Raw genomic sequence first — 16964 nt, 5'->3', positions numbered from 1 at the left:
AAGTATGGATACATTTCACACGAGCAGGCGCTGGCTCGATGGTTTCGTTGCGGTGCGAGTTCCGTACATGCCCACCAACCGAGACAACAATATTACCGTATACAGAACACCAATGACCGCCTCGAACGCGGCGGCGGCTTGAGGGTAATGCCCTTGAGGGGTGATATCGCCATATCCGAGTGACCTAGCCCCCTGAACTGCAGCCATGTTTTAGTTATAGAACTAGGCTGTTCAGGGGGCTAGGTCATCTGGTCGGACGATCGCGGATGTCGGGCATGGAAGGATTTGAGCAGGATAAGGCCCTCTCGTATCGCGGAATGACGATCTGTTGGCGTGAACTGGTATGACTCTAACAGAGCCATCTTTCACCAGAGTTCATAATCTACTTTCGCGTCCTTGTGCATCATAGCGGGAACGGAAACACGGAGCACAAAAGGGCTCTTGGGAGGATATATATGAACCAGAAGTTTAGACTCAATTTGAGCGGCGCAGCAATTTTGCCGATCGCCATTGCCCTTGCCACGCCGGCCTATGGGCAAGTGGCAGATGTCCCTGCCGAAACAGAAGCGGAGCGGGAAGCAAGACTGACAACAGTGACTGTTACGGCACGTAAACGGGACGAGACGCTGATCAATGCGCCGGTGGCCGTGACCGCCGTTTCCGGAGCAGAGCTGGAAGCGCAAGGGGTCACGAACCTTGAGCAGATTTCCGCGCGCGTGCCGGGCCTGCAGGTCGGTCGGGGAGCGCAAACCTCGAACATCTTTATCCGAGGTGTCGGATCTGGTATCAACAAGGGATTCGAGCAATCGGTTGGCCTTTATGTGGATGGCGTTTATCAGCCGCGCAGCCGCCAATTCTCACAGTCCCAGTTCGACCTGCAGCAAGTCGAGGTTCTGCGTGGGCCCCAAGGCGTTCTATTCGGTAAGAACACGGTTGCTGGCGCGATCAAGCTTGAAACGGCCTCGCCAGAAGTCGGAGAGGAACTCAATGGTTGGGTCGGTGTCACCTGGGAACCAGAATTCAATACGCAAAGCTACTCGGGCGTCTTTTCCGCGGGCTTGGCGGATAATTTGGCAGGCCGGTTGGCAATTCGTTATACGACAACTGACGGATATGTTGAGAACCGTGTCTTTGATCGCGACGAAGCCGAGCGCGAAGACATGTTCGCCCGGGCGACGCTCGCCTGGCAACCAACGGAGAGTTTAAACGTTGAGACGAAACTGAGCTATCTTGAAATGGACGGGGTCGGTAAGGAGCTTACCATTAATGCGATTGATGATCGCCTGCCGACGCCTAGCACGATAGCGCTCTCACAAATGCTTCATCCAGACTTTGGAGTTTCTACTGGCGATACCGCTTATGTCAGCTTCAGCGGCAATCCCGCATTCCGTGTCGGCGATCCTCCAATCTCCGACACGGAGACAACCGAATCATTGAGCGGATCTGTGAAGGCAGAATGGGAGTTCGATAACTTTACCCTCACTTCGATTACTGGCTACTCCTCTTTCGATTTCGCTCAACATCACGATGTGGATTTTCTGCCTGTCAGCTTCATTCACAATCTTGATGAAGAAGAACTGGACATGTTTAGCCAGGAACTTCGCATTGCCACAGACTGGGATGGGCGCATAAATTTCTTGGGCGGGCTGTATTATGAAAACCAGGATGCTTATATTGAAGAGACAACGGCGTTCAATGGCACATTTGGCGTTTTGCCAACATCGATTTTGCCCGGCGGTATTGTTAACGTTGCTCAACGCACTTTCTTCGATCAACAAGCCGAAACGATTGCGCTTTTTGGCGAGCTTGGCATTGACCTGACCGACAGCGTCACACTTGAACTAGGTTTGCGTTACTCCGAAGATGAGAAGAGCATCGATAAGAGTGTTGTTGTTGGAGCCGGCACACCCCGAGACTTCGTTGGCCTTGTCACACCCGCAGACACGATCGGGTCTGCCGATCTAACCGAATATCTAACCGCCGCCGCTACTGTTGGGGGTGCAGATGGATTGAACTCTGCAACGACTTTTGCCGCATTGCTCAACCGCTTTGCTGCTGACCTCAACGATACGCGAACAGAAGATCATCTTGATCCATCTGTAAAACTGCGCTGGCAGTATGCTGACAACGGGTCGGCCTATATTTCCTATTCCACTGGCTATAAATCTGGTGGTTACAATTTCAGTCCTGACACGGCGGAACCGGATGGGAGCCCGCGTCCGGGTCATGAATTTGAGGATGAGAAAGTCACGGCTTGGGAAGCTGGTATCAAGCACCAGTTCATGGGTGACCGTGCTCGCATCGGGGCAATCATTTTCCGAAGCGAGTTAGAAGACCTGCAGGTAACCTCGTGGAGTGGGACAAGCTTCGTGGTTGGGAACGCGGCTGAACTTCAAGTGCAGGGGCTGGAACTTGATGGCCAGTTCCTTCTCAGCGACGAAATCGAGATTGGCGGTGCGTTCGCCTATCTCGATCACGAATTCCAGTCCTTCCCAGGGGCAGGGTGTTCAGTGATCGAAACGGGCTTGGGCACATGCCCGGATTCTGCAGGTGTGGGTACCAAGGACCTTGCCGGCGAACGCGGGGCCTTTGCGCCCGAGTTCAGTGGTAACGTCTATCTCGCCTTCAATCGCAGTTTCGAGAATTTCGATCTGAATGCCCGGATTGGAGCCAACTTCAAGGACGAGATGTTCCTGGATGGCGACCTCGACCCGAACGCGTTTCAGGAAGGATATACGAAATTCGATGCTCATGTCGGGGTGGAGTTTGGCCGCTACGAATTCCGTGTATTCGGTCGCAACCTAACCGATGAAGCCACCTATACCGCCTCGGTCGACGCGCCACTCAGCCCGGGCGTGTATGTTGGCTGGATCGAAGAGCCGCGCGTGATTGGTGCCGAAGGCCGTATAAATTTCTGATCGTCTTGTAGCAGCCTCCTTTCCATCGAAGGGAGGCTGCTCCAGACTTGAGCAGTTGAAAGCTGACAATAGCAGGTCAGGAGCTTGCGAACATGAAACTCGATGGAAAAGTCGCTGTGGTTACAGGTGGTGCCTCTGGACTAGGCGCTGCTGCGGCGCGCAGTTTTGTTGAGCAGGGCGCACGCGTCGCGCTCTTCGATCTGAGCGAAGTCGCAGGAAACGCGCTCTGTGGCGAACTTGGAAACAAGGTCTGCCAGTTCTTCAAGGTCGATGTGACCGATGATCAATCGGTTGCGGATGCGGTGACAAATACCGTCGAGAAATTCGGGGCCATTCAGATTGCTGTCAACGCGGCAGGCATTCCGGCACCGACCAAAATTCTCGACCGGGACGGCAACCCTTGTCAGCTCGACAAGTTCACCAAGGTGATCATGGTCAACCTCGTCGGCACGTTCAACGTCATGAGTAAATGCGTCGCCGTCATGGCGAGGAACGCACCAGACGATCTGGGCGAGCGGGGAGTCGTTATCAATGTGTCATCCGGTGCCGCCTATGAAGGGCAAATAGGTCAGGCCGGCTATTCAGCGTCCAAGGCGGGTGTGATCGGTATGAACATGCCGGCGGCGCGGGAACTCGGAGCCGTCGGCGTCCGTGTCAACGCGATCGCACCGGGGCTGTTTTTGACACAGATGGTGAAGAGTCTGGGTGAGAAGGTGGTCGTTTCACTGGTCGACACTGTCGAGGCGCCACGCCGCGCCGGAGACCCCATGGAATTTGCACACGCATGCCAGTTCATCGTCGAGAATGGATACTTGAATGGTGAAACAATTCGCCTCGATGCGGCAACACGTTTGAGGGCGAGATAGTGGGGATTGAAACCGGCATCACCGAGCTTGAGAGGATATTCACCCTGCAGCGTTCCCTCACGCGAGAGCAGGTGTCCTGCAGCTATGAAACCCGGATGGACCTGCTGGCTCGTCTTGGGAAAATGTTCGAGACGCATGAAGACGAACTCATTAACGCGGTTACGGCTGATTTCGGAATACGCAGCCGGTATGAAACCATCCTGACAGACATCATGCTGGTTCTGTCGGATGTGAAATTTGCACGGCGCCATTTAAAACACTGGATGAAGCCGCGCAGTGTCAAAACTGACACGTTTGGATTGCCGGGATCTTCGCGGCTAATTCCGCAACCCCTTGGTGTCGTCGGCATTCTCGGAACCTGGAACTATCCCTATGGCACAGTATTCGCCGGTGCGGCGGGTGCGTTGGCGGCTGGCAACCGGATTATTGCCAAGCCAAGTGAAATTTCGGCTCATTCAGCTGAAATTTCGCAGCGTCTTGTTCGCAAGTATTTTTCAGAAGAAGAGATGGCAGTGGTAATCGGCGGCCCGGATGTCGCGCAGCAGATGACGTCTCTTCCATTCGATCATATTCTCTTCACCGGTTCGCCCAATACAGGTAAAAAAGTCGCCCAGTCGGCCGCAGCCAATTTGACACCAGTGACGCTTGAGCTTGGCGGCAAGTGCCCCATTATCATTGATAAAAGTGCTCATTTTCCAGAAGTCGCGCAGAGCCTTGTTTTCGGCAAGCTCCTCAACGCAGGACAAACGTGCATCGGTGTCGACTACGCATTCGTTCCAGAAGGGAGTGTAGAAGACTTTGTGTCAGCGCTCGCCAGGCAGGTGCACAAGTGTTTTGGCGAGATCGAAGCCAATCAGGACTATACAAGCATTATAAATCACCGGCAGTTTGACCGTTTGCGGGGACTGGTTGAAGACGCCCGCGCAAAAGGTGCCGGAGTGACCAATCTCGCAGGCAGTGGCGATGGCATGTTCGAGGCTGCTCATCGAATAGCCCCGCTGGCTGTGACCAATGTTGCAAGCGATATGGGGCTGATGCAGGAAGAGATTTTCGGGCCGATTCTGCCGATCCTGACCTATCGTACGGAAGACGAAGTAATCGAGTACATCAATGCTGGCGAGCGGCCACTGGCACTTTACTATTTCGGTAAAGACAGTGCAGGTCGACGAAAAATCCTTGGCGAAACCCATGCTGGCGGCGTGACCCTGAACGGCACGGTGATGCACGTCTTCCAGCGCCGTCTTCCATTTGGCGGCATCGGGCAAAGCGGGATCGGATCCTATTTGGGGCCGGGAAGTTTCGAGCGGTTCAGTCATTTGAAGCCGGTGTTCTCACAATCGAAGATCAGTGTGCTTAGCCAATTGCTGCCTCCCTATTCTTCGAAGACGGGCTGGTTGCTGAATCTATTTAAAAAGCTGCTTTAAATCGATCCTGTACGCAGCAATCTTAGGGTGGTGTAGACAAAAGGGAGGACAGTCTCTGTGTTCGGAATTTTCTCAAAAAAGCGCAATGACCGTGAACTGATGCCTGTTGACGTCGCTCCAAGTTCTGCTGCAGCATTGGTTTCGACAGAAGGCGGGCGGGTAAATTACAGCCGTGTCATGCAAGGGCTCGCGGAATCCTTCGGAGATCGTGAGGCGATTGTGAATCTTGAGCGTGGCCGCCGGCTGAGTTTTCGTGACTATCACATCATAACCAATCAGATTGCACATATTCTCAATGGAAACCTGAATCTCGGCGCGGGCGACCGATATGTCTGTATGCTGCAAAATGACAATCTCTCCCTGTTCCATTGGGGGTCAGCTGCAAAAGCTTATGCAACATGTTGTCATGCCAACTACCTCGACAGCCTGGAAACGCATCTTGGCCAGATCGACATCGTCAAGCCCAAAGTCGCGTTCATCGAGAATGACCTCCTAGCCTCCCATGCTGGCCCGCTTACCGAACGCGGCATTCAGATTGTTGTGATGGATGCTCTGGTCAAGCCATATTCAGGCGTGTTGGCCCTTCCCGATCTTTTGGCGAACGCGTCGACAGAGAACACAGATATTGAAATCGATGATCGAACGCACGTCGTGCTCATGCGCTTTACAGGAGGCACGACTGGTGACAGCAAGTGCGCGAAGTATTCAATCGACAACATTCTGGGGTGCCGCGATAGTTTCCTGACACTTCCAGACCCGGATTTCTTCGATGGCTGCCGCATGCTGCATATAGCTCCCATTAGCCATGGCAGCGGTATGATGCTTTTGCCGGTTCTGTTCAGCGGTGGTTGCACGGTCACAATGAACGAGCCCAGTCTGGAGAACTGGTGCCGCTATATCCAGCAAGAGAAGATTTCTCACGCCTTCATCGTACCGACTCTGGCGTACCGCCTTTTGGAAATGCCCGAAGCACGAGAGTATGACCTATCCTCATTGCGCACGGTGTTGTATGGCGCGGCCCCCATGAGCCCGGCCAAGGCCAAGCTCCTGGTTGAGCGATTCGGTTCAATATTCACACAAGTGTACGGCTCCACGGAACATCTGGCGGCAACCCTCTGCCTGAGCAAGAAAGATCATATCGTGGACGCCGAGACTGAAGGCCGACTCGCGTCCGCGGGTCGACGCTCAACCGGGATCGAACTGTCGGTTTGCGATGATGACGGTAATCCAGTTCCTGTAGGCGAACTCGGCGAGTTCTATTTGCGATCGCGCTCAACCTGTCTTGGCTATGAAGGCAATCCAGAGAAGACGAAGGAGGAATTCGTCAACGGATACTGGAAGTCAGGGGATATCGGATATACGGACGAAAACGGATATTGCTACCTGGTTGATCGGAAGAAGGACATGATCATCACGGGTGGTTTCAATGTCTATGCGACTGAGGTTGAGGCCGCAGTCAACTCCCATCCTGGCGTTTTGATGTCAGCGGTTGTCGGTGTTCCCCACGAAGAATGGGGCGAGGCTGTACATGCGGAAGTCATCCTTAACGACTCTGTTGAGGTGGCCGAATCTGACCTGATTGCCTATGTAAAAGAGCAGATCGGATCTTTCAAAACACCAAAATCCGTGTTGTTCGTGGAGGAACTGCCTCTGAGCGTCGTTGGTAAGGTGTTGCGAAAGGATGTACGTAAGAAATACTGGGGCGGCCAGGTCCGCAGTATTGGCTGAAGCGTGTACAATCCTGTTCAAAAATTGGACAAACCGTCATGAACCGATAAAGCTTGTCATCGAAGACGGTCGTACAGGACAATCGATATTTGAACCACACATCATCAGGTAAGGCGCAACCAGAATTGAGTGAGACGCGGTCAGTCATTGCATCCTGGCTCATACAGATTGTGGCCATATTGGACGAATTTGACTTTTCCATTGATGTACCAGATCTACTGCGGCGTGCGGAAGTTGATCCTGATATTCTCCAGGACCCGAATGCCAGGGTGCGGTCTAGACGATTCAGTCGCTTCATTGAGCTCATCGTAGAGGCGACAGGTGATGAGACGATCGGGCTGAAGCTGGCCGAGCGAAATACGCCCGGCTCAATGCATGCGCTTGGGTATTCATTGTTCTCAAGCCGAACGCTGGAAACATTCTTCCACCGGTTTGATCGTTTTTTCAGGCTAATTTCTCATTCTGCTGAGACAAGGTCTGAAATCAGGAAGGGGTGCCTCATTCATTCCATTGAACTCAAGGAAGACGTGCCGCCGGTCCGCCAGGATGTTTTTTTGGCGACGGTGCTTCGCTTCGTCAGAATGGTTTACCGAGCGGACTATTCTCCTGTTTTGGTAAGAATGCGTCGTCCGAAACCTGGTAAGGTCGCGATGGATGAATTTGATGCCTTTTTCTGTTGTCCGATCGAATATGGTCACGACAGTCTAGAGCTGCATGTGGCCGAGAAGGACTATACGCGCGTGCTGCGCGGCGCGAATTCCGACATTGTTCGAAGGAATGACCAGATTGCGATGGAATACATTGCCCGGTTCGATGAACAACAAATTATTCCGCGGATCCGGGCGGCGATTGTCGAAATGCTACCGGATGGAGCTGTCTCCCTGGAGTCGGTTTCAAGAGAGCTAAATACAAGTAACCGAAGTCTTCAGCGCCAATTGCAGGATGAGGGCACAACCTTCAACACCGTGCTCGACGATGTTCGCCAGCATCTCGCTATCGGCTATTTGCGGACAGGTCGTCGGTCCATCAAGGAGATATCGTATCTGTTGGGATACAAGGACCCCAGCAATTTCTCCCGTGCGTTTCGCCGGTTAACGGGGCAGTCCCCGCAGGAATTCCTCGAGAATGAGCGCCAGCTGGACGATAGCTGACATCGCTAGAGCTCTGCATTGCCTTGGGAGGCTCGACTGACGACGCTTTGGCGCACGGTGACATGCGTCTGATGTTCAATAAGTTTTCTGGCCCGATAAAGTGAAGCCTCATCTGGAACGGGCCAAGTTTTGGAGCGAACGCGGCCCAATGCTTGGAATTGGACAATTGTCGTTTGAAACCCTGAAATTTGAGGCGGAAGATTCGTGTGCACGAATTACCCTGACGCGTCCGAGCAGCATGAATGCACTGTCCGCTCTAATGGTGAATGAACTTGCGCAATGTGTGAAAGATGTTGCCGAGCGCGATGAGATTCGAGTGCTGACTATCACTGGGAGCGGGCGCGCCTTTTGCTGCGGTGCTGACCTGAAGGGCGTTTTGGGGGAAGTTCAGGCTGGTGACAATACCGGGTTTCTTGGCTTCCTTCGCGACATTCAGAACGTGTTTTTGGCTATTCGTGCTTTGCCGAAGCCGACAATTGCAGCGCTCAATGGATTGACTTTGGCCGGCGGACTGGAGCTAGCCATGACCTGCGATGTCGTGATGGCGGCGCGCAGTGCGCGGCTGGGCGACGCCCATTCCAATTTTGGTGTTCTGCCGGGCGGCGGGGGATCTCTCTTGCCGAGGTATGTTGGCGAAAAGAAAGCGAATTATCTCCTATTCTCCGGCGATCATTGGTCGGCGGAAGCGTTTCGTGAAGCCGGATTTGTAAGCCAAGTTGTTGAGGATGACGACTTGTCATCGGTTGCAGAGGCGCTTGCTGCAAAGCTGGCGGAGAAAAGCCCGCTTGTACTTCAGCGTATGAAGGAGATGGTTGCCGGAAGCGCACACTTGTCCGCGCGCGAAGCCATCGCGTTGGAAATGCGCCATCTCGAAGCGCATGCAAAATCCGCTGACTTCCTCGAAGGGCTTTCAGCCTTCAGTGAGAAACGAACACCGAAATATTCAGGCCAGTAGCGGCCATCTGTAGATGGGGAGAGAGTCTTGTCGGATAGTAAGATTTATATTGTAGGCGTCGGCATGACGCATTTCGGGCGGCATCTGGAAGCAAGTATTTCTGAATTGCTGGACACCGCCATTTTGCGTGCGGCGGATGATGCAGGCTGCACCAAGGCCGCCGTGGAGGCAGTTTACCATTCCAGTGCGACCCAAGGGTTCTTGCAGGGACAAACCTTTGTTCCTGGCCAGGTTGCGCTCAGCAAGATCGGGCTGACAGGTATTCCCGCATTCAATATTGAAAACGCCTGTGCGTCCAGTTCATCCTCCTTTCACCTTGCTGTTCAGGCGCTTAAGGCTGGTATGCAGGACGTTGTCCTGGCGGCGGGTGTCGAGAAAATGAACGTGCCTGACAAGGCGAGGATGTTCGCTGTGTTCGATGGCGGTTGGGATGTTGAGACACCTGAGGAGAATGCCAAAAGGCTTCTCCAGTTGGGCGAAGGTGTTGCCGAACCGGAGGGATCGGAATCTGAACGCCCTTATAGCGTATTCATGAAAATCTACGCAGCGTTCGGCCGGAACCATATGAAGCGCTATGGCACGACTCAGCGCCAGATTGCTGCGATAGCCGCGAAAAATCATCAGCATTCAGAGCACAATGAGTATTCGCAATACCGTCAGCCTTACACGATTGATGAAATTCTTTCAGCACCTCCCATCACTTACCCTTTGACGCTGCCAATGTGCTCACCGATCTCGGATGGTGCTGCAGCGGTCATCCTTTGCAATGAGGAAGGCTTGAGGAAGATTGGTGCCACTACGTCACGAGCCGTCCAGGTTATGGCCAGCGCCGTTGCAAGTGGAAACCCCGCGCGCAGCGCCGATGCACCGGAACGCCATGTTGCGCGAATTGCCGCTGAGAGGGCGTATGAAATGGCCTGCCTTTCACCAGAAGACATGGACGTTGCCGAGGTGCACGATGCAACCGCGATTGGTGAGTTGATGCACGCCGAGAACTTGATGTTAGTTCCGATCGGTGAAGCAGGCCCGGCAGCGGAACGCGGGGACTTCACGATTGGCGGCTCAATCCCGATCAATCCGTCTGGCGGGCTGGAGTCCAAAGGCCACCCCATCGGCGCAACCGGGCTGGGGCAAATTCATGAGCTTGTCACCCAATTACGCGGCGAAGCTGGAAAGCGCCAGGTTGATGGTGCCCGACACGCTATCCACGAAAACAGCGGCGGCCTAATTGGCATTGAGGAGGGTGTTGCTGTGGTCAACATTTTCAAGAGGGCAAATGCATGATTGGGGGATTAGATATTTTCTTTGACAAGGCTGAGCTCGCCGCAATCGAAAGCCTGCGTCGCTATCTTGATGAGCAGCTGGAGCCGGAACTGGCTGCGCATGGGGAAGACTTCGTTCCAAAGGACAAAATGCAAAGCTGGACGCAAAAGCTGGCAGAATTTGGTCTCGTCAACGCCCCACAGCCGGAATCTGCCGGCGGGCTGGGGTTGTCCTGGAAGCTGCACGTTCAACTAATTGAAGAGCTTGCCTATAGTTCGGGAGACTTGGCGATAGCCGCACTTGTTAATGGCAGCGCAGCGTCGATGCTGGTCAAACTCGCGCCGGAGCACATCAAGACACGTTACCTGCCTAGATTGTTGGCGGGGGAACTTTTTGCGTCTGTCGGCATTTCCGAGCCGGATGTCGGTTCGGATGTCGCGGCGGCGAAAACCAGGGCTGTGCGAGATGGTGACCATTGGGTGATTTCTGGTGAGAAAACATGGATCACCAATGGTGAGTACTCAGATTTTTTCATCTGCACCTGCCGAACTGGCGAGAACGAACTGACCCATATCCTGCTCGATCGCAATGAGCATCCTTATGAAGTCCGCGGTATTCCAAAGATCGCGCTCAATCGACAATCAACATCACAGGTTTTTCTCGATGATGTGCGCGTTCCGGTCGAGAATACTATCGGTGAAATAGGCTCGGGTCTGAAGAACACGCTCACCCTGTTCGAACGCGCGCGAGTTCACGTCGGGTCGTGGGGCTATGGCATGGCGCGGCGCGCGCTTGATGAGTCAATAAAATATGCAATCGACCGTTCGCAGCATGGCAAACCAATTGCCGGCCACCAGCTCATTGCAGAAAAGTTAGCTGTAATGGCCACAGAGATCGATGCAGCGCGCCTGTTGTCTTTGCGCGCAGCGGGCATGATTGACGCCGGACAGCGCTGCGACAAGGAGTGCGCAATGGCAAAATGGTACGGTACCGAAATCGCTGTCAGTGCAACGCGCCAGGCAGTACAGATTCACGGCGGTAATGGCGTCACGAAGGAGTTCATTGTCGAGCGCCTCGCCCGCGAAGCGATGATCGCACCCATTCCGGATGGAACGACTGAGATCCAGAAACTCCTTATCGGGCGGAGCCTGACGGGCGTCTCGGCGTTCAGGTGACGTCCCGTGTCTAAAGGGCCTCTGCAGGGCATTCGGATTGTCGAAATCGAGGGCATTGGGCCGGCGCCCTTTTGTGGCATGCATCTGGCCGATCTGGGCGCGGATGTCGTTCTCATAGAGCGAAAGACCAAGGGCTCCGATCCGGGATCGACTTTGCCTGTCGGCATTCTGAAAAGAGGCAAGCGCTCGATCGCTCTGGACCTGAAAGACTCTGAAGATCGCGCGGTCGCGCTGGATCTGATTGCGACGGCGGACGCCCTGATCGAGGGCATGCGGCCGGGAGTGATGGAACGCCTGGGCCTTGGTCCGGAAGTTTGTCTGGGGCGGAACCCACAGCTTGTCTTTGGTCGCATGACGGGCTGGGGGCAGGCGGGACCGCTCGCCCAGGCGGCTGGACATGATATCAATTATGTATCCGTCAGTTCAGCTGCCTGGTTTGCAAGCCCAACTGGAACGCGATCACTGCCGCCACCAGGCTTGGTCGGGGACATTGGCGGCGGTGCGAACTATCTGACGATTGGCATTCTCGCGGGCATTCTAAAGGCCAGAGCCACCGGTGAGGGCGATGTGATTGATGCAGCGATTGTCGATGGGTCGGCGCATATGATGAACCTCATCTTCGATTTGCTGCCCAGCGGCATGATGCAAGCCGAGCGCGGGCGCGGCTTTCTGGATGATTCCCCTTGGTACAGTTCCTATCGCTGTGCAGACGGGCGTGACATCACGCTTGGCGCGCTAGAACCGAAATTTTACGCAGAACTTCTACAGCGCCTCGGTCTTACAGGCGATCCCGACTTCGAAGACCAGTATGATCGTGATAGCTGGTCGAAGCAGTCAGAGAAGTTTCGTGCTCTTTTCGCAACCGAACCATCTGCATACTGGCAAGACTTACTAGAGGGGACCGATGCATGCTTTGGCCTTGTGGAAAGTCCGATCAGTGCACCTTTGCACCCTCATAATCTGGCGCGCGGAATCTTTGAAAACAGCCAGGGTTATGTTCAGGCTGTTCCGGCCCCGCGTTTCCAATCGAACGTGCAGGCAATCCCCGGTCCAGCACCTGAGCATGGTCAGCACCAGCAAGAGCTGCTCAAGGAGTTGAAAACCCGCAACTAGATCCGTTGCAAGTAGGTGTCCCAGGCTTTGTCGCTGGCACAAAATGACGGAACATTGGCGTTGCGCGGGGCTTGAGAAACTTCGCCGTTCCAGTGCAATCTTGCTTGGTATGAGAAAAAATCCAGAACCTCATCCACTGGGGTGTCCGGGAGGACAAAATGAACGGCAAAAAAATGCCCGCTACAGCGCTGAAAGTCATTCTGACGGGCGCTACGATCGGTCTTCTGGCTGCCTGTGGAGGGGCGGTCGACTCTGGCGACGCTTCCACACAAGCCTCCCAGGGGATCAATGAGGAACGTTTGCTCAATGCCGCAGGCGAACCACATAACTGGCTTACTCATGGTGGCACGTTTTCAGAAACGCGGTTTAGCGCGCTTGACGCCATTAATCTGGAAACAATCGACCAGCTGGATCTTGCCTGGGCGGCACCGCTTGGCAGCTATCGTGGCGTAGAGGCAACCCCGATCATTGTTGATGGTGTCATGTACACTACGGGTTCGTGGAGCGAAGTGCTGGCGCTTAATGCTGCCACAGGAGAAATTCTTTGGCGCTACGATCCGGAGGTTCCCCGATCAAAGGGCGCACATGCTTGTTGCGATGTCGTCAATCGCGGCGTGGCTGTCTATAACGACAAGGTCATATTCGGGTCGCTGGATGGTCGTCTGATCGCTCTTGATTCAAAGTCAGGCGAACAGATCTGGGAGACCCGTACTGTACCGCTCGAAGAACCCTATACGATCACAGGGGCGCCTCGCATTGTGAAAGGCAAGGTCATCATCGGAAATGGCGGTGGTGAGTTCGGCGTTCGCGGATTTGTTGCAGCCTATGATGCTGAAACAGGTGAACAGGCCTGGAAGTTCTACACTGTGCCGGGAAATCCGGATAATGGATTCGAAAACGAAGCCATCGAGATGGCTGCTGAGACCTGGACAGGCGAATGGTGGAAGCTGGGCGGTGGCGGGACTGTCTGGGACAGCATGGCATTCGATCCTGAACTGGACCTCCTCTATATCGGCGTTGGAAACGGCTCGCCCTGGAATCAGAAAGTACGAAGCCCGGACGGCGGCGACAATCTGTTCCTGTCATCAATCGTCGCGTTACGTCCAGACACAGGAGAATATGTCTGGCACTATCAGACGACGCCGGGCGAAACTTGGGACTACACAGCTACGCAGAATATCATTCTAGCTGATCTTGAGATCGAGGGAGAGCTTCGTCAGGTGCTGATGCAAGCGCCGAAAAACGGCTTCTTTTATGTCATCGACCGAATAAGCGGCGAACTTATTTCCGCAGAGCCATTTGTTCCCATTAACTGGGCCACACATATCGATATGGAGACCGGGCGTCCTGTTGAAAACCCCGAGGCGCGCTATCTGTCTGGTGGACCTGCGCTCGTCAAACCCAGCCCATTTGGTGCCCACAACTGGCACCCCATGTCATTCAATCCGGAAACAGGGCTGGTATATATTCCCGCACAAGATGTTCCTTTCCTCTATTCCGATCAGATCGAGGGCGAGATTGCCCGCTTTGACCGAGACGCATTCAATATCGGTGTCAGCCTGACAGACGCATTACCGGAAACAGAAGAAGCACGTCGCACACTTCTGCGCCAACTTGTCCAAGCACATCTTGCTGCCTGGGATCCGGTAGCTCAGAAAGAAGTCTGGCGTGTTCAGCATGAGCGAATGTGGAATGGAGGTACGCTGACAACGTCTGGAGATCTGGTATTCCAAGGCACGACGAGCGGCGTTTTCAATGCTTACAACGCCAAAACAGGCGAAGAACTGTGGTCGTATCCGGTTGGTGTCGCAATGGTCGGTGGACCTGTGGCGTATGAGGTCAATGGCGAGCAGTATGTTGCTGTATCAGCTGGTTGGGGCAGTGGTGCCAATTTGCTCGCCGGCTTCTATGTCGGGCAGACAGGAGGCCCGGTTGAAGGCCATGTACTTGCCTTCAAACTTGGCGGAGAGGGCGAGCTAAACGTCGCCGCGCTTCCGCAGAAGGCAACGCCTGAGCCAGCGCGACAGCCGCATTCGGCTGAAGCGGTTGTACGGGGCACAGACCTCTACGGTCGATTCTGCGGTGTCTGCCATGGCGGCGCGGCCATTTCGTCCGGAACGCTCCCCGATCTGAGGCAGTCAGCGACTCTCGGGATAGACACTTTTGATGCTTTCCTCCTTCAAGGGGCCGGCGAAGCGATTGGCATGCCCAACTTCGCCGGCCGCCTAAGCCAACAGGAAGTCGATGATATTGAGGATTTCATCCTCTCTCGAGCCTGGATGGCGTTTCAAGACGAGCAACAGTCGACGTCTCAAGCTGAATAGTATTCTGACAATTCGCTAAACCAGTACAAATCTGTCACTCTGGGAGACAACAAATGAAACCTCATATCGCTGCTGCTGCAGTCGCAATCGTAGCCGTGCTTGGTGCATGCTCCACTATCCCAGTCTTTGATGCGTCGGGTCCGGAGTTTCCTCCAATGAACCCAAATCTGGTGGACAGCGAGCTTGCCACCACGCATTTTAATCCGGCTCAACAGGATTCCCTTCCGTTTGCTGGGCCGGTCGGTATTCACGAGATTGATGATGAGGGTATTCAAAGGGTCCCGGCAGGGTTGGTGAACCTCACGCTTATGCAATTACCAACTTATCCTTCAGGTGAGCAGGTGGCCATCTCCGCCAACAATAATCGTATCTCCAAAATCCTGATTAGCGATGGCAAGTTTCAACTGATCAATGCTCTGCCTGTGGAAGGTCAACCCTTCATGTCTGTCGAGGATGCTGAACGTATCGCCGTCGAAATGGATAGTACGGCCTCAGAAGCTGAACTGCTTGGCTATCTCAATCGGAACTATCCACGTTATGTTGAGCGGGTCGTCGCCAGAGCAGCAATCTATAATGTCGTCGACCGCAATGGTGACTTCTACACTGTCGTCAACAACGATGTCGTCGTTTATGGTGATGCCGAACCCGGCAATCCGCTGTCACCACTGGTGGAAAAGCGCCGCTTTCAGCTGCCGCGCGAATATTTCAATCCAACACTGGAAGACCCTGATGCTGTGTTCGGATTGAATCTGACTTATGATGGCATGCTGGCGCTGGTGACGATGGGCGGCGTTGTCGTCATCGTAGACCGAAATTTTGAACAGGCACCGATCATTCATGAGTTGGCTGACGATGAGCAGGTTACGAACTCGATCGCCATTGATGAGGGTGGTGGCATTTATGTTCTCTCAAATAGGAGGCTCCATAAACTGGTTTGGGACGGGGAAACACTTCACTCTAGAGGGTATGGCGCGTGGTCATCAGAATACGATTCCTTCACCGGCAAACTTGGCGGCGTGAGTCTCGGCAACGGATCAGGCTCTACGCCCTCACTTATGGGCTTCGGAGACGAGGAAGACAAACTTGTTGTCATCACGGACGGAGAGTTGATTATGAATGTCGTCGCCTTCTGGCGCGACGATATTCCAGAGGATTTCGTCCAGAAGCCAGGGACCAAATCGCGTCGAATTGCCGACCAGATTCAGGTTAGTTTCGGAAAGTCTGACCTTGAGCGCGCCCAGTCTGAGCAATCCGTTGCGGTATATGGCTACGGTGCCTTGGTGGTAAACAACACATTGCCATCGCCATTGCCAACAATGCTGGAGAATGTTGTCATGTCTGGTAGACTACGCAAAGGACCGACGGGTGCTGAAAAGTTTGAATGGGACGTTGAAGCTGACCGCTGGGTGCGTGCCTGGGCAAATCCCACTGTATCGAGCCCATCAACCGTCCCCATGATTTCTGGCGGCGCCCAACAGGTCTATGTCAATGGTTTCGTAGACGGAAAATGGGAGGTCACAGGTCTTGATTGGGAGACGGGTGAAGCCGTTACACGGCTTCGCCTTGGTGATAGCCACATTTACAATGGCGCTTACTCTGTCATTCACCTCCTGCCGGGCGGCGATATCGTTCTTGGAGGATTGCTGGGCATGATGCGGATATCGGTCGAGCGCTAGGTGTTGACTTTAGTATGATGTGTTGAGTTTCGGCGCTCTGTGCATTGTAGTTAGCGGTGAAATCTAGTTCTATAGATCAAGCTTGATTTGGCAGGGAGTACAATCCGCGTTAACTATGGCTATCGGTGCCGGTGAGCGGCGTCGAACTCAAGCGGTCTACAAAACTGTGGACCAAAATCAGACCGAGCTGAGGACCAAGAATCGATTACACTTCCCGTAAGTGATTGAAAAATATGGATAAAAAATATGGAATGTGGCACGTCACTCGCGCCATTTCTTTCAGGGTGACGCCTGACACCTCCTTTGAAATCATTGAAAATACTTGGGAAAGCTCAGGCGCTCCAGGCCTTTTGCTGATCGTGCACTACAAT

12 protein-coding genes are annotated in these 16964 nt (G+C 54.0%); 11 read left to right on the top strand and 1 reads right to left on the bottom strand.

Annotation, left to right across the window (positions count from 1 at the left end; translation table 11 throughout):
* Window positions 1-15: 15 nt before the first annotated feature.
* Complete coding sequence (locus tag B2P82_RS16955) at window positions 16-207, bottom strand: ion channel (protein WP_081806120.1); 192 nt, start codon at window positions 205-207, stop codon at window positions 16-18.
* A 248-nt stretch (window positions 208-455) separates the two neighbouring features.
* On the opposite strand from B2P82_RS16955, the gene B2P82_RS05520 reads away from it, so the two are divergent.
* From B2P82_RS05520 to B2P82_RS05470, 11 genes are all read left to right on the top strand, one after another.
* Window positions 456-2918, top strand: a complete 2463-nt coding sequence (locus tag B2P82_RS05520) for a TonB-dependent receptor (RefSeq protein ID WP_065382680.1) — start codon at window positions 456-458, stop codon at window positions 2916-2918.
* A gap of 92 nt (window positions 2919-3010) precedes the next feature.
* Window positions 3011-3784, top strand: coding sequence for an SDR family NAD(P)-dependent oxidoreductase (locus B2P82_RS05515; RefSeq protein ID WP_034763796.1), 774 nt, complete (start codon window positions 3011-3013; stop codon window positions 3782-3784).
* Window positions 3784-5208, top strand: a complete 1425-nt coding sequence (locus B2P82_RS05510; RefSeq protein ID WP_233348649.1) for an aldehyde dehydrogenase family protein — start codon at window positions 3784-3786, stop codon at window positions 5206-5208. The genes B2P82_RS05515 and B2P82_RS05510 overlap by 1 nt, the downstream gene beginning before the upstream one ends.
* Window positions 5209-5307: 99 nt before the next feature.
* A complete protein-coding gene (locus B2P82_RS05505; protein WP_290483407.1) occupies window positions 5308-6936 on the top strand; it encodes a class I adenylate-forming enzyme family protein in 1629 nt (542 codons plus the stop codon).
* An 89-nt stretch (window positions 6937-7025) separates the two neighbouring features.
* Complete coding sequence (locus tag B2P82_RS05500) at window positions 7026-8087, top strand: helix-turn-helix domain-containing protein (protein ID WP_175354394.1); 1062 nt, start codon at window positions 7026-7028, stop codon at window positions 8085-8087.
* Between the two features lie 148 nt (window positions 8088-8235).
* Complete coding sequence (locus tag B2P82_RS05495; RefSeq protein ID WP_083180593.1) at window positions 8236-9042, top strand: enoyl-CoA hydratase/isomerase family protein; 807 nt, start codon at window positions 8236-8238, stop codon at window positions 9040-9042.
* A 27-nt stretch (window positions 9043-9069) separates the two neighbouring features.
* Window positions 9070-10326: a thiolase family protein gene (locus B2P82_RS05490; RefSeq protein ID WP_233348651.1), complete on the top strand. Its 1257-nt coding sequence runs from the start codon at window positions 9070-9072 to the stop codon at window positions 10324-10326.
* Window positions 10323-11480: an acyl-CoA dehydrogenase family protein gene (locus B2P82_RS05485; RefSeq protein ID WP_051599724.1), complete on the top strand. Its 1158-nt coding sequence runs from the start codon at window positions 10323-10325 to the stop codon at window positions 11478-11480. Before B2P82_RS05490 ends, B2P82_RS05485 begins: the two co-directional genes overlap by 4 nt.
* A gap of 6 nt (window positions 11481-11486) precedes the next feature.
* Window positions 11487-12593 carry a CaiB/BaiF CoA transferase family protein gene (locus B2P82_RS05480; RefSeq protein ID WP_035551462.1) on the top strand — a complete coding sequence of 369 codons (1107 nt, stop codon included), beginning with the start codon at window positions 11487-11489 and terminating at the stop codon, window positions 12591-12593.
* A gap of 158 nt (window positions 12594-12751) precedes the next feature.
* A complete protein-coding gene (locus B2P82_RS05475) occupies window positions 12752-14917 on the top strand; it encodes a PQQ-dependent dehydrogenase, methanol/ethanol family (protein ID WP_233350862.1) in 2166 nt (721 codons plus the stop codon).
* Between the two features lie 53 nt (window positions 14918-14970).
* Window positions 14971-16593, top strand: a complete 1623-nt coding sequence (locus tag B2P82_RS05470; RefSeq protein WP_139068737.1) for a hypothetical protein — start codon at window positions 14971-14973, stop codon at window positions 16591-16593.
* Window positions 16594-16964 lie beyond the last annotated feature (371 nt).

It is taken from the genome of Hyphomonas sp. UBA4494 (assembly GCF_002388935.1).
In the GTDB taxonomy this organism is placed as follows: domain Bacteria; phylum Pseudomonadota; class Alphaproteobacteria; order Caulobacterales; family Hyphomonadaceae; genus Hyphomonas.
This window is presented reverse-complemented; position numbering and strand designations above follow the sequence as displayed.